Raw genomic sequence first — 23,665 nt, 5'->3', positions numbered from 1 at the left:
TGATTAGTTGTCTGTTGTGACCAAAAACACAGCCTCTTGCTCTAACGCCTTACCGCTCAGCTTAAGCGCCTCAATCAGCTCCAGCACCTCATCCGGTTCCTGATCCAAATTTAAACTTTCCTCGGCATTGGCTACATATTTAAGATTATTTCGCCATACCTCAGAATTGCCATAGCGCTCCAGTTTGCGTTTCCAGTCAGGCATTAGCCATAGTTCGGCGTCCTCACCCAGCGCTTTGCGCAGGCGGGCATAGTTCTCTAGTCCGACGCCATCGTAGTCTGGAAACATGAGAATCCGTGGACTTCGTTTTTTCCCGCATAGCCACTCTATCAGTCGTTCACTGAGCTGGCCCTGATAATAGAGTACAGATCCGTGCAAGTCTTCGGGCACCCAGCTGGTGTCATCCAGCAACCCCTGGTTCTCCACCAGCCACAAGGGGCTGTCGGTGGCCAGAGGCGTTTCATTCTGGCTGATATCGATGGCGAGGGCGCCGGCGATGGATGTCAGCTGCCATAGGTCGAGCAACTCTCCATCACGATTCCAGATTACGCCCGGTATTGTTGCCTTCAGTAGTCGGTAAGAAGCTGCGTGTGAACTCTTTCGACCTTTGGTGGACCGGGTAAGCGCGAGGTTTTGTGCCCGAACTGGATCCGCCTGGTTGGCTGAATTTACATCGGGCCGCAACTCCCGAAGGTGTTGCTCAAAAACCGGTGAGTTGCTGACGCGATAAACGAAGCCATTGCCCCGACGCAGCTTGGTGACACATGCGGTTCTGCCGAGAAACTCCTCAAGAACGCGCTTCTGTGAGGGGGTGAACCGTGATCCAAGACATTCTCCATCGGAATCCTCAAGTTTAATCAATGCTTCTCTGAGTGACCTGTTCATTGATGAAAGCTCATACCTCGACAGCTTCAAGCGGCTGCAGAATCTGCCAGTGCTTGCGGCTGATGTGGTTTTTTCCGTTGCTCAACTGTTGGATAGGGACGCAGTAATGAGCGGTAATCAACGGTGAAGGGGAAGCGAACATAAGAGCGAATCCGAATTCGGAAGCGGTTTTGATCAAACTTCTCTGGTTTGCAGCATCCAGCGCCAGGGCTTCGTCCAGGTAGCAAAGGGCTTGAACATTACGGCTCTTATCCTGCATCAGGTGGAGCATGGCCAGGCCGGTCACCAACTTGGCCATGAGCACGGTACCGTTGGAAGCTGCGCTGTCGATGTCGTCAAAGCTTTCTACGTCCTGGTTTTCTTTGCCCAGCTCGAAAGTGAGGCGAAACAAATCGGAAACCTTCAGCCCTTGTCGAGCGCTACCTTCGTCGATCAGTAACTGGCGGGCTTGGTCCAGCTGTCGGTCGTCCAGTACGCTGGATTGGTTGAAGAGCTCGAAGGATTCGCCAGACTCCACTTTTTCTGCCGTTTGGATCAACAAGTCGATCGCTTCGACAAGGTGATTCTCGTGAACCGGCTGAATGCGGAAGACCTTGAGATCCGACAGTTTCCTGCGGCTGATCAGACGGTTGAATTCATGCATGGCGTTTTCGAATGACTGCAGGTTGTCCCGAAGATCCCTGAGGCTGGCCGTCACAGTGACCACGGCACTGCGGGCTTTCTTTTCCAGGGCTTCTGCCTCTCGGGCCAGATGATGGCGGAACTCTACCATCAACCGGATTTCCTCTTCCGGGTTGGGGGCATACTGGAATTTCGTCAGGCCACCGCTATGCAGCGTGATGCGTCGGTGCTGCAGATCCCGGTCCAGTTCTTTTAACTGATAGCAGTCCTGCTGATAGTTACGCAGCGTTTGCGCCAGTTGGTCGAGCGGTAGCTCCGGGTCGCCAACCCAGGGGGTATAGGGCAGGTCAGCAAGCCAGTTGAACTGCTCGTCGGTGTCGCCACGGTTCTGGCGGATACGATCTATCTCCTGGTGAGCGGTATCCAGTGCTTGCCGCTGCTTGGCGACTTCCTGGATCTGCTCCCTGAGCGTCTGTTGCTGGGCACCCGCCTGTTTCTGAACGTGCTCTATCTCTGCCAGCTCTTGATTGGTTGCCTCCATTGCTTTCAGGCGATCCGGGCGCGATTTCTGAAGTTGAGCCAGTTCGTCAAACTGTTCCAGGTCCTTTTCCAGGCGTTTTACTTCCTGCTCCAGTTCTACCTTGCGCTTCTTCTGAGTGTCCAATTCTTCGGTGGCGGCCTTTTGTTCCTGCAATTGCCGGTGCCGGTCTTGGCAATCCTCAATCAGTTGGGCAATCTCTTCGTCTGATCGCTGTTCATACTGCGGCGCTTGGTGTTCAACAGACAGATTCAGCCCGGGTAGTTGAAACCGATCTTCGCGCATTTCCTGCAGCCATTGGCGCAGCTGGCCCGAATCCAGTTGATAGTCCCCAGGCGGCAAGGTAAGCAGTTGGCGGTTGAGCCCTCGGTTGAGAATACTGATCTGCTCTTCGGAGAGGTGCTGTTTAAGTGTGAGATAAAGATTGTCCGAGAGTGTTTCCTGTTCCTTGCGCAGTGCTGATAGCTCCTGCTCCTCCCGCCGCAATTGATGATCAGTGGCGGTCGCAGACTGCCCATGGGCATTGGCGAGTAAAGCAATCTGACGGTCGCGTTCTGCGGTGGCACTAGCAAGTTGCTGCTCAAGCTGGCTGCGGTCATTGACCAGCGCGAACCGGTTCTCCAGTTCGTCACGGCGCTGCTCGTCCTTGTTCAGTGCCTCCAACTGCTGATTGAGCTCACTCTGGCGGCGGGTCTGCTCCCTGTCCCTCTGAAGCAATTCTGCTTCCTGCTTGTGCAATTTCCCATGCTGATGCTGGAGGCTTTCGCTTTCTTTCTGGTAATGGTTCTGCCAGCGTTGCAGGCCATCGTCGATGAGCGGTCGGCGGGCAATGATTCGGCCTCTGGTGGTGAGTCGTTCGTCCTGCTGGCGTTCCAGGTCGTCAATCTGAGTTTGCTGGTTTTTGGCGGCCCGGTATTGTTCCCGATCCTGGTTCACCTCGGCAAAAGCCTTATCCCATTCCTGTTTGAAATCCACCACGGAGTCCGGCAACAGACGGCTGAAGATCTGCAGTAGGTGGCGTTTTACTTCGCCGGAACTGAGTTTGTCGAGACGTAGGGTGCGGGTAAGAACCTGACGGTAGGCGTTTGCATCCTTGCGGTTCTCTAGCCGGAAAATGGTAAATTCGGAGCTGGACTGTCCCCGCTTTCGGGCACCGCCGTAGACCATTTCGGCAAACTCAGTCGATGAGTAGAAATTGGCCGTTCGCCCGTGATGAGCCAGCTGCTCCAACAGCTGTGGCTGCGTCACCAGCTTGCCATTGGCCAGCCTGTACTCCTCAATTTTCAGAGGGCCCCGATAGGCAAAATAGGCGTAGTCATGACTAAAGCCCTTGCCCACAGACCCCAGCACCACAGAGCCAGCTTCAGGTAAAGTGACTTCTAGCAGGATATAGCTGCTATTGGATGGGAAGTAGAAACGTCTCGCTTTGTCTTTGTCGTGGGCACCAAAATCCAGGTGCCGCTTGTCGATAATCAGCAGATATTGCAGGGCATTAATCAGGCTGGTCTTGCCAGTATTGTTGGGGGCAATGAGAGAAACTGACTCATCCAGAGGGAGCTCTGCGCGCTCATAGCCGGCGCTGTTGAGAAGTACCAGCTGCTGGAAGCCGTAATCGGAACTCATAGGGAATTATCCTCGTCATCCTGATCGCTAGCCCAGGAAACATCTTCATCCTGATCCACCTGGCTGGCCAGTTCTTCGTAATGATCCAGGTAACGACACACAGCAGGCAACAGCTGCCAGGCTCCGCTATCGTAACGGGCAAAGCCGAAGTTTTCTGCGGTTCTCATCAGGCTCGCCAGGCCGGACAGATCCAGCTCTTCTGCCTTCAGCAAGTCCTGGTGTTGCTCGAAAACCGTTGTCAGCAGGGTTTGATCGATTCGCCAATGCTCGAATTTCATCAGCGGAATGCCGGCATCCGCTTGAGTATCAAAGATGACCATGAACAACAGGGCCAGTTGCCGGGTGGCTTTGTTTGTATTGCTGCTGCCGTCGTCCTGATGGAACCAGGCGAAGCCCCGGCCATCAAGGCGAAGGTCAAAACCCAGTGCGGTAAAAATGGCCACATAATCGTCGAGGTTGCGTTCAAGCTCTTCCCACAATACTGGTTCTGAGATCCGGTTGAGATGCCGGCCCCGGTTGAACCACCGAAAAAGATGGGCCAGGTTTGGCAGGTTGCTAGCGATTTGTTGGAATTGGCTGGTATTACTCACGAGTTTTATTCACCGGTTGTGTCAGACGGTAGGGCCAGTAGTGCACTGAAATCAGGGAAAGGGCGGATATTGTAGGCTGCGCTTCCAGCTCCATCTCCCATAGGTCCTCTCGTGCCAGGTCATGATAGAGCCGCAGAAGAACCTGGTCAGGCAGGGAGGGGTAGTGGTGCTTCAGCCACTCCAAAAGGTTGCCGACCGGGAGGTCCTTTAACAACTGTTGCCGGAGCTGTTCTTCGTCAATCCACTCAGCAATGGTTATGGGTGCCGCATCGACTTCGCCCGGGAACTCCCGTTCAGAAGGCTCAAAGTTCCTCGCTTCCGCCATGATTGTTTTTATTTCGTCGCCTACAGACACACTGCGGCTTTGATTCACGCGCCACACCGGCAGCCAAGACTGATCCTGGCGTTTGCGAAAGGTGCGGTTGAGCCCTTTTTTGCGAACCTGTCCCAACAACCGGCTGATAGCTGAGGAAAGATTGTTGTGTTGGCGCGCCTCTTCTCGGAGGGGCAACAGAATTTCAGCACATTGCTGAGCCGTGATTCGCCCCAGTCGTCGCAGTTCCTTGGCCTGATAACCAACGTGCCGGAGACGGTTGAGGTGGCTGTAGAGTGCGCCTTTGGTATTCAGGCGATTGTATCCGAGGTCGAGGGCGTCTTCCGCTGCGGCGAGGTGATGGTAGAAAATGCCGGAAGGTCCGGAATCCATCATCTCGTTCATCGGTTCTACATATTGGTCGTACGCGTCGAGGACGGACTTGTAGCGTTTTGCAATGGGAGCCCGGGTGTCTGCTGATTTTGCTTGCTCGGCCAGCTCGGCAATCGCATGGCGGTCCTGCTCGAGCTGGCGGGCAATATCTCTGAACAGGGTAGATAGTTGGTTAATGGCTTGAGTCTGCTGACCGGTATCTCCGGCTTCGATACCCGCGGTGAGGGTCTCTGTCGCGCCACGAATTGCTTCGATGCGCGCCTGAATGACTGATGACAGTCCTAGTTCGTGTTCATACGTCAGGCCACGGACAAACTCAAGTACATGGGCATTGACCACGAAGCTTTCAGAGCGGCTTTGAGTCTCCATTACGCCACTTCCAAAAAGCCTACGTAGGGCCTCCCTGACTTGAACGTCGTCCAGGGCCGGTTGAGCCTGGCGAATGGCAGAAAGAACCTGTTCCTCGGAGAACGCCGGCATCTCCCGGGTGGCCCGAACCAGTGCCTCGACAGTTTCCCATTGCTCATAAAGTGTTCGAGTGAGGTGTTTTGGGCTAGCCATGGTGTTTAGTCGCCCTTCGAAGCAAGGCGGGCGTCGATGCCAAAGAAAACCGCCGCGTTCACCAACGCTTCATCCTCACTGATAAGTTGAGCCTGGTGATGTTCTGCGCATGCCAAATGAAGTGCATCCAACGTTCTCAAGCTTGTCTTCCTGGCGCCAATCCAGTGGCTGGCCCGTTTATAGTGGGCCGTTTCAATGGGGCACAGGCTGAAGCGCCCATGGCTGACATCATCGTGGAATGCACTTTCGATCCGGTTCGCCTGGGGTTCGCTGAGCTCTCCCATCCGAACCCACCGGGCCAGTGCGCTTACCACCTCAACTTCAGTCAGATGACTGATAAGAACCGGCTCGGTCTGTGATTCAAGCAATACCTGAACACGATCGCTGGCGTGCTCTTGTCGGTAGTAGGGGAGAACGGCGCTGGTATCAAAGTACAACATTAATAGCGCTCTTCGTCTCTGAGTTCCCGCACCGCCTGAGCAGAGCTTTCCCGGACGGGGGGCAGAGATGCCCTGAGTTCCGAACGGTTTGGAAACTGAATCTTTTCGGGCAAGGCCGCGGTTAGGCGTGCAGCAGGTTTACCGTGACGCAGAATTACAACCTCTTCTCCTGCGGCCACAGCGTCCAGAAGATTTGAGAGCTTTTCCCGAGTTTCTCGAACATTGATCGTTTGCATAATTCTCACCCTATCCGTGTACACAATGAGTGTACTCTCAGTAGAAGTTCTATAGCAATCAGGTCCGTTGGAGATTTTTCGGTTTTATCTAACTCACTCAGAAAGTTTCTGTTCCCGCTCAAATCTGATCGTTGTCCTCGCCCGCTTAGGCGGCTTGATCAACCGATAATGATTCCGCATGGCCTGCGTTTCATGTCCGCCTTTGTCGTTTTCTCCTTGGCTCAGGAATTCTTCGGTCAGTCCTTTCTTGCGGAGGTCTCTGAGGTGGTACATGCCTCCATAGCCTGCTGCCTTGCAGGCATCTCGCCAGGCGGCCTGCATAGTTCTGTGTTTTACTTGTTGAGCTCGGGAGCGCTTATCGAAGTAGCGTGGGTATACTAGGAGGTATTCGCTTATGATGGCCTCCTTCCGCTTGAACTCCACAAACCACTTCCACAGATCGGCAAGATCCTCGTTCATCTCGAGTTCGATGCCGATTTTAGTTTTGTGGCGAGCAAAGCGGATCACTCCGTAGGCGAAATAGTCCCCGCGATCGATGGGTTTGTCATAGAGCTCACCTTGGTTTTCCTTCAAATTGAAAACGTCAATTGGCTGCTGACTCATCATGTAAATGAGATCGCAAATCTTCGCACGCCACGTGCCGTCCATATCTCGCTTGTTATGACGATGGACGCACAGGTGTTCAGTTATCTTCCGGTAGGCCTCATCAGGGATGAGAACTTGGCGTTTTTCTTCGGCGGCTTTACGTATATCGATCATCGGATTTCGGTCAATGAGACCTTCCTGAACCGCATGGAGGAACACCCGGTTCAACGTGTTTTTGAGACCGTTGTAATGGGTCGGCATCGGCAGCCATGGGGAAAGCAGTTTGCGAATCTTGCGAAGGATTTGCGGATCAGAAAGTGGGAATTTTGCGTCGTCGCTCTGCTCCAATTGCCGGGCATCACTCGCGTAATCAACTCGGGTTGGTTTAGCGATAGGGGCGCCTTTATTTGGTCCTCGTAGGGATAGGACTCGGCACTCTGACCAAACTATGCTCTTGCCCTTTATTTGATGACCGAGGACCTCCGTTCTCCATTTCTTCAGGTAGTCCTGGAGAAGGATGTGATCCCCCTTGCTTGCTGGTATCGAGAGGCTATCCAATTTTCCCGCTAGAGCGTTGGTTTTCCGTTCTTGGACTTCGGCCTCCCATCTGTGGTTAAGCATTGACCACAGTCGGATCGCTTGATTCCTGTCCTTGGTGTCCAGGGTGCCGCGTTTTTTCGTAATGGGATGGATAACGAAGTAGACACCGTCCTCGCTCTGATAGAGGCCAGGGTATCTGTGCAGCGATGAGTGTTTTTCAGAGCGGTATCTTGGTGCCATGTTAGGAAGCTAGTTTATTTGCCAAGTCATGGATAAAGGCGTCTTCTGCAGCGTCCGATCCGGACACCCGACGCTCCATCTCCCGAAAATACCCGTCAAGGTCAATTTTCCAGGCTTTCCCCAATTTAAAGGCACCCGGGATAACTGCCAGTCCGAACTCGTCTTTCGCAGCACAAAGCCGACGAATAGTTGATGGGGCAGGTGGCGTGCTGTCGTATTCAAAAACGACCTTTATAAAATCCTCAATCGATACCGGACGCATGGCAATCTCCCGAACTTACTGGTTTGGACGCATCTGATCTCCAAAAGCGTGCTGTTTCAGAGGCACTTCTGATCAGACATTGAGATTACTCTACGTTTTTTTTGGGAGGAGCAAGTGCAAAACGACCGCGGAAAATTGCCTTCGTTTTGCACAAGTAATAGCGGTTTGTTGTGTCAGGGCATGGATTTTGGCGATGAGCCAAATCGTTAGCTGCGAGGCCTATCCTTTGCCGAACACCTCCTTGAGTACTGAGTGGGCTTGGAACTCAGTGGCGATTTGCAAAGGCGTCACCCATTTTCCTGAATTTTGATCAAGGTACGTCTTCTCAAGGATTCCACCGGCGCTGACCATTCTGTTTACTAGGTCTAGTTCATCACTTTCAATTGCAAGCATAAGGGGGGTATAGCCTGGAATTGCGTAAACCGCTGAAGGTTGCCACCCATTCCACGTGAAGCCTGCCACCCGGATCGGAGCAAGGCTGCCACCCATCGGAGCGTAGCGACGCGGGGTTTCTCTTCTTACTCCGAAGTCTCGGTGGCCGTCAACTTTGCCTTTTGTTTTCGCATGGACTCGCCCCGCAGGTTGATCTTGTAGGCGTTGTGAACGAGCCGGTCCAGAATGGCGTCTGCCAGAGTGGCGTCACCGATTACGCCATGCCATTCCTCGATAGGTAATTGGCTAGTGGCCATGGTGGAACGCCGGCCATGTCGGTCTTCCAGCACCTCCAGCAAGTCTCTCCGGTTCTCCGCGCTCAGTTTCATCAGCCCCCAGTCGTCTAGGATCAGGACGTCGACTTTGGCGAGGTTGGTCAGGAGTTTGGCGTACTGGCCATCGCCCTTGGCAATGGTCAGCTCCCGTAGCAGTCGGGTCAGGCGGACGTACTGGGCGGTGTAGCCTTCCCGGCAGGCCTTGTGTGCCAGTGCACAGGCCAGCCAGGTTTTGCCAACCCCGGTGGGACCGGTGATGAGCACGTTCAGGTGCTCTTTTACCCATTGGCAGCCGGCCAGTGATTGCACCAGCCCTTTATCCAGGCCCCGTGAGTTCCGGTAATCGATGTCTTCAAGGATGGCCGTGTGTCGCAGCCTAGCCCGGCGCAACCGGCTGGTCATGCGCCGGTTATCTCGCTCGGTCATTTCCCGGTCGACCAGCAGCCCGAGGCGTTCCTCGAAGCTCAGATCGGTGATGTCGGGGGTGGCCGACTGATCCGCCAGGGCGGCGGCCATGCCGGTCAGTTTGAGGGCGTGGAGCTTGTCCAGTGTGGGATGTTTTAGCATGTCAGAGATCCTTCAGTGGTAGTAGGCGGGGCCACGGATGTTGTCGTGGGTGTCGGGCAAGGCCAGTTCCTGTTGCTCTTCCAGGGGCTGCTGATCCAGACGGTGTTTGAGGATGGATTCAATGCTCTTGTAGCGGCAGCTTCCCAGCATCAGGGCTCGCTGGCAGGCGGCCTCCAGCCGCGACTCGCCGTAGCTCTGCCCCAACCGGAGAATGCCCAGACAGGAGCGGTACGCCTGCTGAGGGTGTTTGCGGGCACCCAGAGCGGTGCGGATAAGCTTCTCCGTCGCCGGTCCGGTTTTGGCCGCCCAGGCGATGAGCCGTTCCGGCGACCACTCGCCCGCCTGGCGATGGGACTCGGGCATATGGGTAGCAATCGTGGTGTGTCGCCCTTTCTGATCGGAACGCCGGTGACTGGCGACACGGTTGCCCCGGTAAAAGCATTCGATGGTGTTGTGGGTGATGCGAACCTCCACCTCTTTCTTGATCAGTGTGTAGGGCACTGAGTAGTAGTGACCGTCGATGGCCACGTGGTAGTCGATATGCACCCGAGCCTTCTTCCACTCTGCGTAGACATACGGCTCTGCCGGCAACGGCTGTAGAACCGGTTGATCCAGCTGTTCGAAGTGGTCACGCCGACAGCCGGGCAACTTGCGGAAGGGGCGGCTGTTGAGCTTCTCCAGTAGCTCACGGATGGTGGCGTTGAGTTGACCTAGGGAGAAGTGCTGACGGTGGCGCAGGGCTGCCAGGATCCAGCGCTCGACGATCAATACACCGCCTTCCACCTTGGCTTTGTCACGGGGCTTACGAACTCTTGTCGGGACAACGGCCACGCCATAATGGGCGGCCATGTCCTGATAGGTTGGGTTGAGATCCGGCTCGTAGCGATGGGCCTTGCTGACGCCGGAGCGGAGGTTGTCCGGAACCACCAGTTCCGGCACTCCGCCCAGGAACTCGAAGGTCCGGATGTGGGAGCCGACCCAGTCCGGCAATGTCTGGCTCCAGGTGGCTTCGGCGTAGGTGTAATTGGATGCACCCATCACCGCGACAAAGACTTGTGCCTCGTGGATCTCTCCGGTGGTGCGGTCAATGACGGGCACGGTCTGGCCAGCGTAGTCCACAAACAGCTTCTCACCGGCCCGATGGTCCTGGCGCATCACCAGGTCCAGCTTGCCCCGCCAGGCCCGGTAGTGCTCGCAGAACCAGCTGTACTGATAACCGTCCGGGTTGGCTTGCCGGTACTCCTGCCAGAGCAGGAACAGGGTGACGTTCTTGCCCGTGAGTTCGTCACGGATGTGTTGCCAGTCGGGTATACCTCTGGCCTGTGCCGGCAGGTCCGGTGGCGGCGGGAACAGCAACCGCTCCAGGTGGGCCTCATCCATATCCGCTGGCAACGGCCAGCTCAGACCGGCCTCAACCGTGCGGCGCAGGTAGTCGCTTACGGTGGGGCGGCTAACGCCACAGGCCGCCGCAATCTGGCGGTTGCTCAGCCCTCGCTCCCACTTGAGGCGAAGGACTTCTTTGATTTTACGCATGGATAACCTCTTCGCTGGCATCTGGCCCATCTCCGGATGAAAAGGGTCAGAGTACCGTTAAGTAATCCCGCGCCGGACGATTTTGATGGAGCTTCAGGCAGTCTGCTGGGGTGGCAGCTTTGCCGTGGAATTAGTGGCAGCTTTCGCGTGGAATGGGTGGCAGACTTCGTCTGGAATCAGTGGCAACCTTGGTCTGGAATACGCACTGGAATGGGGTAATTCTGTTCTGCGTTGGTGTTTGCTCCCTGCTCGATGAGCAGTCCGGCCATAGCCCGTAAAACATCCAGGTCAAACGACTTTCGCTCTGTTTCAACCAGAATTTTTCCGGCCGCTTGGTGGATGCTGTTATACCTAGGGTTGGAGGCGACTCGTTCCAGATACTGCCGCTGGGCTTCGAGGGTCATACCAAGACTCCCTGAGGTATATCGCCGGATGCTTTCAAGTAGCACCTGATCTTGGGGAACCTGTGTTATCTGTTTTAAGACCTCACTCTTGCCCTTTACCAATCCAATTTTTTGAATGCAGTAGTACAGGGGTGTGCTCAGCTCGATGCCGGCTCTGGAATCTGGCGCGCAACCCATATCAAGTAATTTTCGCAGCACATCGAGCCTGTTGGTATTGATAGCGGCTGTTAGCAGGGATAGGCGCTTCTTCTGCGTAGTCGCATTCAAAACTTCTGGCTCGTGTGGCTTTTCACTCAGCAAAGTGAAAAACGAATCATCACCTGGCTTTTGGTTCGGGGTAGTGACATCCAGCAACTGCACAGCCTGCAATAATGCTGAGTCGCCCGCATCGGACAATTGATTCACGTTGGCGCCAGCGTCCAGAAGTTTTTCTACAGCGTCTGCGTTTTCCCTCCATACGAAATAGGTAAGTTGGGGCATTCGTTTCTGGCGAAGCTGGCCGATTTTTATCTTCCGATTTGGATCCTTGGTGGAGGGTTTCTTGGCGAGGTCCTCATCAGTTACAAGAATCGATCCAAGGAAGTCTGGCTCCTGCTGCGGGTACTCTGTTCCGGGGAACGCACCATCAAAAGGAAATATCCTTGGAAAATGTCCGCGATACTGAGGGATGAACCAGTTTTCAAGATGTTTGTCGTATCGTGACGACACAGCGGTTCTGTCTCCGAGATCCAGGGGTACTTCGAGCCCTAGCACTACCTGCGCATTTCGAAGTTGCCTGAGAAATGTCTTAGGGGGGGGATGGGAGTATTGCCGCTACGGCCAGGGCCTCTTGGATAATTAGGCCCTGATTTGGCCCTGCATGAAAATAAGACTGCTCAAACGCTCTCTGGTAAGCCTCAGCGGCACGATCCAATTTTCCTGAGAGGGTGAGCCAGCGCGCTTCATGCCAGCTTTGACAGTAGGAGAGCGAGCCTGAGGGGGCAACCTTTTGCAAAAAGATCTTAAAATGCGTGAGTAGCTGTTGGGTGAAAGCTTGATCCGTGGATGCCTTTTTACGACCAGGATTCAGTAGCGTTGCGAGCATCGTATTCAGCTTCGCGATCTGCTTGAATTGGGGAGCTTTTAACAAGCACTCATCAACAATTCGAGAGTGGATATCTTGAGGGTTTGCAGGAGAGCGGCCCTGTGTCCGTTCGATTGCAACCTCTCCAAAAGTCAGAGCTCGGTAATAATCAACGGCTCGCGCTGTAACGAGCAGCGCTCGCAATCGAGTTCTCTGTATTTCATCGAAGAATTTGCCAGCATCTTGTTTAGAAAAGAGGGCGCCGAGCGAACTCAGAGCAGGAAGCTGTGTGCCCGTTTGCCACCGTCGCATGCGGTCTTTCACTTCTTTGCTGAGTTGGCCATAGAAATCGTCCCAGCCAGGTACCGATAACTCGAACCATTCGAACAAAGTTGCAATGGCTTGCTTTCCAGGCGTCATAAACTGTTCTGGGGATGGACCGTCGAGGTTATTGCTGGCGCTTCTCAAAGCTTCAGCTCCAAACGAGCTGAATAGGTGACTCGAGAGAATTCTCAAAGCTTCTGTGCGAGAAATTCCCTCTAGGCTCAGGTTCGAAACAAACAAGCTGTATGCTTTGCAGAAGGCGGTTAACTTGGCGGCCACATCTCGCCCAAAATCCTCTCCGATGTATCGTGATAGCGGTTCATAGACTACCTTGTCGGTTGCGACGGGAATGGCTCTATAATCAAAATCCCATTTACCGGCATGGTCATCAATCCACTTATCAGATCCCTTTGTGTCAAATGCTCGTGCAAGTGACCTGATGATCTCGAGGTGGTTCGGATAGGCAGGAGTGCTATGCAAGAGTCGCCTCCCTGCGCTCAAGTTGACGAATATCTCGAATGAGATTCTGTAGGGTCCGTCGGTCGCTGGGGCTCGTCGGAATAACCACTTTGCCTACTCCAGGTAGTTCGATTTTCCCGTGCTTTTTGCCAGACTGATATCGCCAGCCGTTCTGAAGTAGCTATTTAATCAATTGATTTATATCCTTATCGCTGCTTACTCGTTTCATCGTACTCTCCCGCAACAAGAGAGCGGGCACAAGGCCCGCCCTCTTGTAATGCCTATTTAGAATCCTTTTTTGCAACAGTCCTCTGAGCCCTGGCGACAAACGAATCCTTACTAACTCCACCGCCAGATTGCTTGGCGGTGGCGCTCTGGATCCTAGCCACATCTGCGGCGGTCATGGGCTTGCTTGAAGGTTTCTTGCTCATTTCATATCTCCGTTCATTGGTTGTTTGAATCGTCCCATCGGGACCCTTTGAAATTTACAGACGCGGAGATAAATCGTCGGCAGCGCAGTTGGAGGAAAAATCTGGTTTTTTCCGGATTGATATTCGGTGGGCTTACGTAGAGCTATTTTTACCACTCGATTGAAACCATAAATTCCAACCTTTCTGCCGTTTTGGGAATTTCATTCAAATCCAAATCAGGCAGATTCCATCATGTGACCATGTCGCCTGATTTGGATAGGTGCCACGGCCCGCGTATCTGATTTGGATACTTCACCCAATTCCCAAATCTCGAATTTGTTTAATCACTCTGAGATTTGGGAGCCATGCTTGCCTGGCGAATCTGATTTGGAATCCGCGTTGTGCTCCCAAACCTGTTTTATAAACATCTGAGAGGCAGGGTTAGTTAGCATGTCTTGGGCGTCATTGAAGGGCAGATGGCGCGATATGTTAGGTAAAAGAGTGAACCGCTGGTGCACCTGTGGGTACAGCCGTAATTTCTGCGAGTTCGGCCAATTCAGAGATAGTGCACCGCTGGTGAACCTGCAGGTACATCAACTTCAGAACAGAATTTGAGTTGGAAGGAAGCGGTGTACCCCCAGTGAACCTACAGGTACACCGGTGTGGCAGATGCTGGGTTTGGATATCGGGCGGGGTGTACCCATGGGTTCACTGGCGGTACACCCTCAGCGTCCCCAATTCCATTTCGAGTATGGGTAGGTTCGTGGGGCTTGTTGCGGAGATGAGGGAGGTGGCTCTTTATAGCCGGTCAGTTGACGAGCGATGGACGTTGGCACCGACAAATACAATGTTTCATTTCGCTTTCCGACCACCCCGTCTTTTCTGAACAGCTTGCCATGAGCCATAAAGGTCACGTTGTGTTCATACTTGAACACATCCAGTCTTTCGACTTGGATACGCCCGGGTTTTCCTTGCTGCATAACCTGCAAAATATCCCCGCGGCGAACACCAAGGATCTTTTCACAAACTCGCTGTTTGGCAACTTCAAGTTCTGATTCCCATTGCTCGATTTTTTGTTCGGCAGAGGCCAACCCATCTTGCAGTACCTGAAGCGCCTGGAACTGTTCGTTGGGCCACCAGACTTTCATAGCACGCGCCAGCTTCAGGTGTAAATCGGAATCCAGAAGGTCATACACGACAGAGGAGCTGAGTGTATGCATATCTTCAGCCTCCAGTAGTGTCTGTAGTAGATTCCAGTCTTCTCGGTATATTCGAACCTCTGGGTCGATGTGAGTAATGCGCTGCCGTTCAGGTAAAAAAGATAGCGGTCCCAGGTGATCAATTGGAACCTGATCCGTCTCATAGACCTCGGCGGGTGATTGTTGCTCAATCCGGAGCCAAGCATGTGTTCCCGACACGCAAAGATCGGCTTTGGCGATCCAATGCGATTTCGGCGAAAAGATATACCGAACGCTCTGGCAATACTCTGAGCTATTCAGGGGGATTGCTGAGAAGGCCAGCTGCAGCTCATCAACTAATCGCTTGGCATTGGCAAGGTGCCGTAGTAGTTCCTCGGAAACGCGGACCACAACGAATTCGTTCTCGGTCCGATGGCTGTATTTTTCAGATTTCGGGAATACTAATACATGCTTGGCGACCAGTGGCAAAAGGGCATCCATTAAACCGGCAGCAACTTGTCGTGCAGAAACAAATGGTGTTTTTGGGAGGAACTCTTCAAAGTGTTTGACCGCGCTGGTTAACACTGATGAGGCCAGCGAGGGCTCAATTTGTGTAAGCATTGACCCTTTGAACTCGAATCGCCCCAACTGGGGATTCTGATTCAGGATGGTCTCGGCAGCCCTTTCGAACAGTTCCTTTTTCCGCTCTGATAAATGAAGTCCAGGGGGGATAGTTTTTTGCTTTAGTTGAGCCCTCACCACGTCCATATACGCAGTCATCGGTGGAATAGGGCGATCTGGATTACCCTTGAATCTCGCCCAGTAGCCACGAGGTGGCTTGGGAATGCCAAGCTTGGTGCATCGTTTCGTGAGTGCAGGACCTGAAATCCCCAGCTTTGCAGCGACTTGCTCACTGGGCATGGACCAAACAAGGTGGAACAGCTCCTCCCGGTCTCTCTCGAGCCTGCTATCGTCCGATTCTGACTGCATTGCACCAAATCCCTTGCCACTCCTGTGGAGATTTTAGCAATTTTCTCTTGTGCGAGAGGTGGATCCACTAACTGCATTCGGATCTCGGCCAAAATCTTGGTTTCATTTTGCGAATCAGTAGATGCCTTCTAGATGATTTGAAAAGCTTCTTAATGGGTCAGAGAGGCCTGAGATTCCATTATCTCGCGATTTGTTCTCGGAACGGTGTCGCTAAAAGCGGTAATCTCGTGCGTCTATACTTGCCCGTCTTTGCAGGTCTATACGGGTCAAATCGGTTGTAAGCATAGTGGCGCCCATATATATTGAAGGGTCAACTTGTCTTGGGCTGCTCCGCCCAAGAGACCGCGTCGCCTCTGGTGAGGTGGCAACCCATCGCCCATAGGAAGCGAAAATATGGCCGAGATGGACGACCGCTGGTTATCCGTAGAGGAAATCGGTAAGCATCTGGGTGTCAGCAACGACACTGTGTACCGCTGGATAGAGAAACACTCAATGCCCGCCCACCGCATGGGGCGCTTTTGGAAGTTTAAAAAAGTGGAAGTAGATGAGTGGGTGAAGGCGGGCGGAGCCGCAGAGCACCCCTCCAAGCCAGAATCCGACCAGTAAAAGATAATTATGGCCGAACGAATAAGCAGCAAAATAAATCGATCACTCCAAGCGGCCGAAGGCTTATACCATCACCTGGTGCTGTTGGTCGGCGAGACAGGCTCCGGTAAGACCAGTGTGCTTAGGGATGTCGCGGAGGAGCTCGGAACCTCTGTCATTAACGTGAATTTGGCGCTCTCAAGCGAACTGCTTGAACTGACGACAAAGCAGCGAGCTTTGCGATTGCCTGGCATCCTTGATGAGATTGCGGACCAGGCTAATGCCCCCGTGGTTTTAGATAACCTCGAGATCTTGTTTGACAAGGAGCTCAAGCAAGATCCTTTGCGTTTGCTCCAGAGTATAGCGAGGAACCATACGGTGGTGGCGTCATGGAATGGAGCGGTCACATCAGGACGACTTTCGTACGCTGAGCCGGATCACCCTGAATATCGCAGCTATGATTCGGTTGATGCTCTTATAGTGGGCATGGATGGAGCGGCCACAATCGATGAAACAAGAAACAATACAGAGGCAGGGCAAGCATGAAGTACGGGGAACTTATTCAGTTCGACCCCATTGAGTCGGTCGTTCAGCTGCGTGACGCAGGTAAATCAACTGCCGCACTTCAGCTGGTGAATACTTATGTTATTTCAGAAGAGATGGCTGAACGGCTCACGCAGCTTGTCATTCCACAGATGCAGTTTGAGCACCCGGTGGATAACAAAGGATTACTGGTCGTGGGTAACTACGGCACCGGTAAATCGCATTTGATGTCAGTGGTCTCCAGTCTGGCAGCCGACGCTTCTCTGGTTGACGGGTTGAAAAACGAAGAAGTTCGTGCCGCCGCAACGCAGATCGCTGGCCGCTTCAAAGTCGTCCGCACGGAGATCGGCGCCACGACTATGTCCCTCCGGGACATTCTGGTGGCAGAGCTGGAGGAAAACCTGGAAAAACTCGGTGTCGAGTACGTTTTCCCCGAAGCAGACACCATTACCAGCCACAAACGCGCTTTTGAAGATATGATGACCAAGTTCGGTGATGTCTACCCCGAGCATGGTTTGCTTCTGGTCGTCGATGAGCTCCTCGACTACCTGCGCACACGTAAGGATCAAGAGCTGATCCTCGACCTGAACTTCCTCCGTGAAGTGGGCGAGGTCTGTAAAGATCTGCGGTTCCGCTTCCTGGCAGGTGTCCAGGAAGCTATCTTCGATAGCCCACGTTTTGCCTTTGTTTCTGACAGTATCCGCAGGGTTAAGGATCGCTTCGAGCAGATCCTTATCGCACGCAATGACGTCAAATTCGTAGTGGCCGAACGCCTGCTTAAAAAGACCGTCGAGCAGCAAGCCAAGATCCGCGAGTATCTTACGCCCTTTGCCAAATACTACGATGGCCTTAACGAGCGCATGGACGAATTCGTCCGTCTATTCCCGGTACACCCGGATTACATCGATACCTTCGAGCGGGTTACTGTCGTGGAAAAACGCGAAGTGCTCAAAACACTATCCATGGGGATGAAGGGAGTTCTGGACAAAAAGGTTCCAGCAGATGAACCTGGCCTGATTGCCTTTGACAGCTACTGGAACACACTCAAGCAGAATGCATCATTCCGCGCTATCCCCGAAATTCGGGCCGTCATTGAGTGCAGTCAGGTCTTGGAGTCTCGCATCGAAAATGCGCTTACACCAAAAAGCTATCAACCCATGGCACTGCGTTTGATTCATGCGCTATCGGTACACCGTCTCACAACCGGCGATATATATTCTCCCATCGGGGCGTCGGCCGCAGAACTGCGTGATCGCCTCTGTCTGTTTGAACCACTGATTGCGGAAATGGGTAGCGACGAGCCTGATAAGGATTTGCAAACCCATGTAGAAACCGTTTTGCGCAAAATTCACAGCGCAGTCAGTGGCCAGTTTATTTCAGAGAACAAGGATAACCACCAGTTCTATTTGGACCTGAAAAAGACCGATGATTTCGACGCGCTGATTGACAAACGCGCTGAAGCGCTCGGGCAAAACCAGCTCGATCGTTTCTATTACGAAGCGCTTAAACGGGTGATGGAGTGTCAGGATACGCCAACACACGTTACCGGTTATAAAATCTGGCAGCATGAGTTGGTCTGGCAGGAACGCAAAGCTGCCCGTACCGGCTATCTCTTTTTTGGAGCTCCCAACGAACGGTCCACGGCCGTGCCGCAAAGGGACTTTTATCTCTATTTTATCCAGCCCAACGACCCACCTCGCTTCAAAGACGATAAAGCCAATGACGAGGTTTTCTTCCGACTGAAAGGCACGGACGAGGTATTTCAGACTGCACTGAAAAGCTATGCAGCTGCCCTCGACCTTGCGGCCACATCGTCCGGCCATGCCAAGGCCACCTATGAATCAAAAGCCAATGGCTTTTTGAAAGAACTGGTCCGGTGGCTGCAAAAGCACATGACCAGTGCCTTCGAAGTCGCCTATCAGGGCCGCACCAAATCGATTGCCGAATGGGCCAAGGGCAAATCTGTTCGCGACCTATCTGGCCTTTCGCCCCATGAAACCATCAATTTCCGCGACCTTGTCAATACCATTGCAGGCCTCTGCCTGGCCCCCAACTTTGAGAACCAGGCACCGGAGTACCCGGTTTTTTCGGTGCTGATTACGGGTAGTAACCGCACCCAGGCCGCTCAGGACGCCTTAAGGGCCATTGCCGGGCAGAACCGAACCAGGCAGGCAACCGCTGTGCTAGACGCCTTGGAACTACTGGACGGGGAGAAGGTTGAGCCTTACAAATCGAAATACACTAAGTTGATCCTTGAGGCTATCAAGGCCAAGGGCCATGGCCAGGTGGTGAACCGCAGCGAGATCATTCAGGATGATCACGGGCTTGAATACATGAATCCGGGCGGCGCGCGCCTGGAGCCGGAGTGGGCAGTTGTACTCATGGCGGCATTGGTTTACTCCGGTGACATCGTGCTAGCCATACCGGGCAAGAAATTCGACGCGACCGGGCTGCAACAGCTTGCCGCAGCGAGCATGGATGAACTGGTCCGGTTCAAGCACCTGGAGCAGCCCAAGGAATGGAACCTGCCTGCGCTTAAGGCGTTGTTTGAGCTGCTCGGAATGACACCGGGCATGGCTCAACTCGTGACTCAGGGCAAAGATGAACCGGTGCAAAATCTGCAACACGCCGTGGACCAGATCGTCAAGCGCATTGTTATGGCTCAGCAGACGATGCGCGATGGGCTCTCTTTTTGGGGCCTGGACCTACTCTCGGGCACTGATCTGGCCAGTCAGGCTAGCGCACTGGATGAGGCGAAGACCTTCTTTGAATCGCTTCAGGCCTACTCCTCACCGGGCAAGCTGAAAAACTTTCGTTACAGCGCGTCAGAAGTTGTCAGCCACGAAAAAGCCGCCACGATTCTGGACGAACTGGACGCCCTGCGCGAATTCGTCATGGAACATGGTCAGACGGCGTTCTGGCTTTCCAGCGCCGAGACGGTGCTGCCGGCTGACCATGACTGGGTGGATCGCATGAAGACCAGCCGGCAGGATGTGCTGGATGAGCTCAGACAAGCGGACCTGACCAAGCTGTCGGCCCAATCACAGGACATCGGTGCCAAGCTCTCTAGCCTCAAAAAAAACTACATCGTCGCCTATATTGGGCTTCACACCAAGGCTCGGCTGGGGGTAAACGACGACAAGCGTAAGGCAGGTCTGCTGAATGACCAGCGGTTGCAGACTCTGCTCAAATTGGCCGGTATCGACCTGATGCCCAGGCAACAACTCACCGACTATCAGAACCGGTTGGCGGGATTAAAGAGCTGTTTTGCACTAACCGAGCAAAACCTTGAGTCATCACCTGTCTGCCCGCACTGCAATTTTCGGCCTTCGGTGGAAACCGATACAGCGGCAGGCTCCCAGATGATCGACCAGATGGAAACCCAGCTCGATGCCATGGTGGCAGCCTGGACCTCGACAATTCTCAGTAACCTGGAAGACCCGATCACCCAGGCCAATATGGATCTGTTGAAAGTCGACGACCGCGAGCCCCTGGAAGCCTTCATGAAGACAAAGGAGCTGCCAGTGCCCTTGGACAGTAATATCGTCCACGCCTTAAAGGAGGTTTTATCTGGGCTGGTCAAAGTCACTATCCATGCGCAGGAGCTACAACAGGCCCTGCAGGTCACAGACGGCCCAGGCACGCCGGCAGAAATGAAAAAGCGCTTCGAGGAATACATTGATCAGCTCACCAAAGGGAAGGACCCAGCTAAGGTTCGGCTGGTTTTGGAGTAACTGCGCGCTTTGACCATCCAGGAACATAAACTTAAGGCGTCACTCGGCCCTGAAAACCTTATTGAAGGGCAAACACAGGGGCATTTGCTGTGTGCGGCAGCGTCAAGTTATGAGCCAGGCTCAACTGGCAAAACTACAATATGCTGCGGCGGCCCCGAGCTAAGAAATTTAACATTTTAGACCGTTACGACTCCGGCGAGAAATCTCATGGAAATTGAAGCATCTAGCGCGATAAGGCTGTTTTTTCCCAATCCTTCGTTGACACTGGTCTATTTCGAGGCGTTGGCGAATTCGCTGGACGCTGGTGCGACTGAAATTGTAATGGAGATCGACCTGCAAGCGTACGACAAGCCCGATACCCTGACGATAACCATTACGGACAACGGCGACGGCTTTACCGATGAGAACTTTGAACGATTCAAAATGCTTTTGAAACCAAGGGACAAATTTCATAAAGGCCTGGGCCGCCTTGTGTTTTTAAACTATTTTGAGCGAGTTGAAATATCCAGTATTTGGGGAACAAACTATCGACATTTCACGTTCAGAAAAGGTTTTGACGGTAATGCCCCTATTGAGACCGTCGAGGAGAAGAAGGGCCGCAGGACATCGTTGACGTTTTCCGGCTTCGTTAAGGAGAAGGTTAAATCTTATGAAGACCTGAAGCCCGACGCACTTAAGTCTAGGATTATAGAGCAATTTCTTCCAACGTTTGCCGCTCGCAAAAGAGAGGGGAAGCCGTTTCGGATAGAAATCGACCTATCAACCCGTGTAGTGGTTCAATGATTCCGGACACCAACGTAGGTGGTAATATCGCCACCATAAGCGAGGTGTCTGATGACCAGAAAACGACGATCTTTTACACCAGAGTTCAAGCAGGAAGCTGCCTGTTTGGTGCTTGACCAGGGCTACAGTGTTGCCGAAGCCAGTCGCTCTTTAGATGTCGGCGAGAACGCCCTCAGGCGATGGGTAAAACAGCTTTCCGAAGAACGTGGCGGTGTTACACCCAAGTCCAAAGCCATGACCCCGGAACAGCAGCGAATCCAGGAATTGGAAGCCCGTTGTGAGAGGCTGGAACGGGAGAAATCGATACTAAAAAAGGCTACCGCTCTCTTGATGTCGGACGAGATGAATCGTACGCGCTGATAGACCAGTTGAGTGAGCAGGAGCCGGTTGAGATGGTCTGTAAAGCGTTTGAAGTGTCGAGATCCAGTTATTACGACTATCGCCGGAGGCGGTCCGTAGTGGATGCCACGCGAGTGGCTCTGCGAGCCGATGTGAACCGGATCTTTCGCAAGAGCCGAAGCTCAGCGGGAAGCCGTATGATCACCGCCATGCTTAATGAGGAAGGCGTTGTGATCGGACGCTTCAAGGTTCGCCGCCTCATGAGTGAGCTGGGACTGATCTGCAAGCAACCTGGCCCACACGCATACAAACAGGCCACTGTGGAAAGGCCCGACATTCCAAACCGGCTGAATCGTGAGTTCAGCGTCAGCCACCCAGACCAGGCGTGGTGCGGTGACATCACCTATGTGTGGGCTGGTCAGCGATGGAGCTATCTTGCGGTTGTTCTGGATCTCTATGCCCGCCGTGTGGTCGGCTGGGCGCTATCAGACCGGCCTGATGCAGAGTTGGTCGTAAAGGCACTGGATCACGCGTATGAACAACGGGGAAAACCGACAGGGGTTCTGTTCCACTCTGACCAGGGCAGTCAGTACGCAAGCCGATTATTCCGTCAGAGGCTCTGGCGTTACCGCATGGAGCAAAGCATGAGTCGTCGGGGAAATTGCTGGGATAATTCCCCTATGGAACGGGTCTTCCGGAGCCTGAAGAGCGAATGGATCCCATCACTTGGATACCGCTCGATTCCTGATGCAAGAAAGGATATTGGTGACTACCTGATGGACTACTACAACCGGCAGCGTCCCCATACATTCAATGACGGCATGCCACCTGTAGTCGCGGAAGAAAAACTTAAAATACTGTCCGGGATTAGTTGACCACTACACCCGGGAGAGTAATTCCCAAAAAGAGTTCTTCCCTCATAAAACAACCGTCACGGAAGACGACTTGCCATCGATGGCCAAAGTAACAATTCAAGATGACACATTAGACGCAATCACATCTATAGACATGCTTTATCACATCGAGAAAGTGACAGGGAAGGGGAGCAGCCTCACTGCTTTCAGTATTGATGGGCGAACTATACCTGCCAACCTTCTCCCAGCCTCATCGTTTCCAGCCGGGTACCTATGCGTGTTCTTGTTTGAGTCTGAGATCTTTCAGTCGAGTTCAGATACCTCACGTCAAAAACTAGTTCTTCCTGAAGGCATACCGGAAGCTCGTCTGTATAGATTTTTGACGCGTGAGCTCGGCAGGGTACTGGCGGAAAAGATTCCGATCATTAACGAAAGAAATGAAAAAACCAAAGCTCAGTTTGAAAAAACGTTTCCACATTTATTGGGATACTTTGAACAAGATACAGTTGGGCTTATAGACCAAGATGACGCGTTGACCGTTGCTCAGCAAAAATTTTTCCGTGTTCAGAAAGAAGTTCTTCAATGTGAAACGCTTAGCGATGCTGCTTACGAAAAATCACTCGAATTGTCCTCTCGAACGCTGACCGAATATGTGCTTTACCGAGAGAAAATTATAGGCCGCATGAAGGAAATGTCGGATCAAAACGCCGAAGCGGATATACATAATCTAATTGTCCCTCGCTATAAGGAATTTGGTCAGGAATCAATCGCGTCCGAGCTATACCAGAACAACGCCTGGCTATTGGATGACAAGTTCATGGTTTTTCAAACGATTCTAAGCGAGAAAAGGATGGATTCTGTTATCAACGCAGTACGACTCGGTGGAGAGTATACGGCAGAGGATGGAAGACCGGATATCGCAATGATTTTCTCTGCAGATCCAGCTGACGCAAAGGCGGTGGATGTAGTTGTTGTCGAGATCAAGAAAAAGACCGATGACGAGAAGGATAATATATACGCGATCAATCAATTGCTTGATCGAGCTGTAAAATTGGTGGAGCACTGTCCTAATATCCAGAGAATTTGGTACTACGCAGTCATGCAGGTGAATGACACGATGGCTCTTCGCTTGCGACAATTAAAATGGGCTCCTCTCTTTTCCAAAGGCAGTGTCTTTTATCAAGAATACGACACTCCACATCCTGATGGGCGAATCGTTCCAACGCCTACGTTTGTAGTGTCTTTTGACGCTATCGTGGCGGACGCGGAAAGTAGAAATCACACCTTCCTTGAAATTTTACGGGACGGTATGAAGAAGTACGCTCAGGAGCAAAATGCACGCGATTCCGCAGCTAGCAAATAATT

Annotated in this window: 19 protein-coding genes; 6 read left to right on the top strand and 13 right to left on the bottom strand. The window is 53.0% G+C overall.

The genetic code is table 11. The features are described 5' to 3' along the window. Nucleotides 1-3 precede the first annotated feature (3 nt). The 13 genes from R1T46_RS15125 to R1T46_RS15065 form a co-directional block, all read right to left on the bottom strand. Nucleotides 4-861, bottom strand: coding sequence for a hypothetical protein (locus R1T46_RS15125; protein ID WP_317306000.1), 858 nt, complete (start codon nt 859-861; stop codon nt 4-6). Between the two features lie 34 nt (nt 862-895). Further along, nucleotides 896-3,667, bottom strand: a complete 2,772-nt coding sequence (locus R1T46_RS15120) for a hypothetical protein (RefSeq protein WP_317305999.1) — start codon at nt 3,665-3,667, stop codon at nt 896-898. Next, the gene (locus R1T46_RS15115) at nt 3,664-4,257 is read right to left on the bottom strand and encodes a condensin complex protein MksE (RefSeq protein WP_091848202.1); all 594 of its coding nucleotides are present in this window, start codon (nt 4,255-4,257) and stop codon (nt 3,664-3,666) included. Before R1T46_RS15115 ends, R1T46_RS15120 begins: the two co-directional genes overlap by 4 nt. Next, nucleotides 4,250-5,524, bottom strand: a complete 1,275-nt coding sequence (locus R1T46_RS15110) for a hypothetical protein (RefSeq protein WP_317305998.1) — start codon at nt 5,522-5,524, stop codon at nt 4,250-4,252. The genes R1T46_RS15115 and R1T46_RS15110 overlap by 8 nt, the downstream gene beginning before the upstream one ends. Before the next feature lie 5 nt (nt 5,525-5,529). Continuing rightward, complete coding sequence (locus R1T46_RS15105) at nt 5,530-5,964, bottom strand: type II toxin-antitoxin system VapC family toxin (protein ID WP_317305997.1); 435 nt, start codon at nt 5,962-5,964, stop codon at nt 5,530-5,532. After that, nucleotides 5,964-6,200 (bottom strand): type II toxin-antitoxin system Phd/YefM family antitoxin, encoded by a 237-nt coding sequence (locus R1T46_RS15100; RefSeq protein WP_041333254.1) that lies wholly within the window; start codon nt 6,198-6,200, stop codon nt 5,964-5,966. The genes R1T46_RS15105 and R1T46_RS15100 overlap by 1 nt, the downstream gene beginning before the upstream one ends. Nucleotides 6,201-6,293: 93 nt before the next feature. Next, on the bottom strand, nt 6,294-7,565 hold the full coding sequence (locus tag R1T46_RS15095; protein WP_317305995.1) for a hypothetical protein: 1,272 nt from the start codon (nt 7,563-7,565) through the stop codon (nt 6,294-6,296). Nucleotide 7,566: 1 nt separating this feature from the next. Continuing rightward, a complete protein-coding gene (locus tag R1T46_RS15090; protein ID WP_091848198.1) occupies nt 7,567-7,827 on the bottom strand; it encodes a hypothetical protein in 261 nt (86 codons plus the stop codon). Nucleotides 7,828-8,345: 518 nt separating this feature from the next. After that, nucleotides 8,346-9,101 carry an IS21-like element ISSpu5 family helper ATPase IstB gene (istB, locus tag R1T46_RS15085; RefSeq protein ID WP_317305994.1) on the bottom strand — a complete coding sequence of 252 codons (756 nt, stop codon included), beginning with the start codon at nt 9,099-9,101 and terminating at the stop codon, nt 8,346-8,348. A gap of 12 nt (nt 9,102-9,113) precedes the next feature. Next, entirely contained in the window at nt 9,114-10,655 is a 1,542-nt protein-coding gene (istA, locus tag R1T46_RS15080) for an IS21 family transposase (RefSeq protein WP_317305993.1), read from the bottom strand. A 155-nt stretch (nt 10,656-10,810) separates the two neighbouring features. Beyond that, nucleotides 10,811-11,746: a hypothetical protein gene (locus R1T46_RS15075; protein WP_317305991.1), complete on the bottom strand. Its 936-nt coding sequence runs from the start codon at nt 11,744-11,746 to the stop codon at nt 10,811-10,813. Nucleotides 11,747-11,825: 79 nt separating this feature from the next. Continuing rightward, nucleotides 11,826-12,905, bottom strand: coding sequence for a hypothetical protein (locus R1T46_RS15070; protein ID WP_317305990.1), 1,080 nt, complete (start codon nt 12,903-12,905; stop codon nt 11,826-11,828). Between the two features lie 1,114 nt (nt 12,906-14,019). After that, nucleotides 14,020-15,462: a hypothetical protein gene (locus R1T46_RS15065; RefSeq protein ID WP_317305989.1), complete on the bottom strand. Its 1,443-nt coding sequence runs from the start codon at nt 15,460-15,462 to the stop codon at nt 14,020-14,022. A 393-nt stretch (nt 15,463-15,855) separates the two neighbouring features. Here R1T46_RS15065 and R1T46_RS15060 point away from each other — a divergent pair, with 393 nt between their 5' ends. From R1T46_RS15060 to R1T46_RS15035, 6 genes are all read left to right on the top strand, one after another. Next, the gene (locus tag R1T46_RS15060) at nt 15,856-16,068 is read left to right on the top strand and encodes a helix-turn-helix domain-containing protein (RefSeq protein ID WP_317305988.1); all 213 of its coding nucleotides are present in this window, start codon (nt 15,856-15,858) and stop codon (nt 16,066-16,068) included. Between the two features lie 9 nt (nt 16,069-16,077). Continuing rightward, complete coding sequence (gene brxF / locus R1T46_RS15055; protein ID WP_317305987.1) at nt 16,078-16,593, top strand: BREX-3 system P-loop-containing protein BrxF; 516 nt, start codon at nt 16,078-16,080, stop codon at nt 16,591-16,593. Beyond that, nucleotides 16,590-20,324 (top strand): DUF6079 family protein, encoded by a 3,735-nt coding sequence (locus R1T46_RS15050; protein WP_317305986.1) that lies wholly within the window; start codon nt 16,590-16,592, stop codon nt 20,322-20,324. Before brxF ends, R1T46_RS15050 begins: the two co-directional genes overlap by 4 nt. Nucleotides 20,325-20,531: 207 nt before the next feature. Beyond that, nucleotides 20,532-21,107 carry an ATP-binding protein gene (locus R1T46_RS15045; protein WP_317305985.1) on the top strand — a complete coding sequence of 192 codons (576 nt, stop codon included), beginning with the start codon at nt 20,532-20,534 and terminating at the stop codon, nt 21,105-21,107. A gap of 51 nt (nt 21,108-21,158) precedes the next feature. Then, a protein-coding gene (locus R1T46_RS15040; protein WP_156105448.1) for an IS3 family transposase occupies nt 21,159-22,321 on the top strand; the annotation gives its coding sequence in 2 pieces (ribosomal slippage) (nt 21,159-21,414 and nt 21,414-22,321; 1,164 coding nt in all). Nucleotides 22,322-22,391: 70 nt separating this feature from the next. Then, nucleotides 22,392-23,663: a hypothetical protein gene (locus tag R1T46_RS15035; protein ID WP_317305983.1), complete on the top strand. Its 1,272-nt coding sequence runs from the start codon at nt 22,392-22,394 to the stop codon at nt 23,661-23,663. Nucleotides 23,664-23,665: the final 2 nt, after the last annotated feature.

Source organism: Marinobacter salarius, from assembly GCF_032922745.1.
Classification (GTDB): domain Bacteria; phylum Pseudomonadota; class Gammaproteobacteria; order Pseudomonadales; family Oleiphilaceae; genus Marinobacter.
The sequence above is the reverse complement of the archived record's forward strand: the minus strand, read 5'-3'. Positions and strand labels throughout refer to the sequence as shown.

Coding starts and splice junctions, on each gene's coding strand:
- R1T46_RS15065 (WP_317305989.1), bottom strand. CDS start 15,462: ATGCAGTCAGAATCGGACGATAGCAGGCTCGAGAGAGACCGGGAGGAG.
- R1T46_RS15060 (WP_317305988.1), top strand. CDS start 15,856: ATGGCCGAGATGGACGACCGCTGGTTATCCGTAGAGGAAATCGGTAAG.
- R1T46_RS15110 (WP_317305998.1), bottom strand. CDS start 5,524: ATGGCTAGCCCAAAACACCTCACTCGAACACTTTATGAGCAATGGGAA.
- R1T46_RS15105 (WP_317305997.1), bottom strand. CDS start 5,964: ATGTTGTACTTTGATACCAGCGCCGTTCTCCCCTACTACCGACAAGAG.
- istB (WP_317305994.1), bottom strand. CDS start 9,101: ATGCTAAAACATCCCACACTGGACAAGCTCCACGCCCTCAAACTGACC.
- R1T46_RS15095 (WP_317305995.1), bottom strand. CDS start 7,565: ATGGCACCAAGATACCGCTCTGAAAAACACTCATCGCTGCACAGATAC.
- R1T46_RS15120 (WP_317305999.1), bottom strand. CDS start 3,667: ATGAGTTCCGATTACGGCTTCCAGCAGCTGGTACTTCTCAACAGCGCC.
- R1T46_RS15045 (WP_317305985.1), top strand. CDS start 20,532: ATGGAAATTGAAGCATCTAGCGCGATAAGGCTGTTTTTTCCCAATCCT.
- istA (WP_317305993.1), bottom strand. CDS start 10,655: ATGCCAGCGAAGAGGTTATCCATGCGTAAAATCAAAGAAGTCCTTCGC.
- R1T46_RS15090 (WP_091848198.1), bottom strand. CDS start 7,827: ATGCGTCCGGTATCGATTGAGGATTTTATAAAGGTCGTTTTTGAATAC.
- R1T46_RS15050 (WP_317305986.1), top strand. CDS start 16,590: ATGAAGTACGGGGAACTTATTCAGTTCGACCCCATTGAGTCGGTCGTT.
- R1T46_RS15100 (WP_041333254.1), bottom strand. CDS start 6,200: ATGCAAACGATCAATGTTCGAGAAACTCGGGAAAAGCTCTCAAATCTT.
- brxF (WP_317305987.1), top strand. CDS start 16,078: ATGGCCGAACGAATAAGCAGCAAAATAAATCGATCACTCCAAGCGGCC.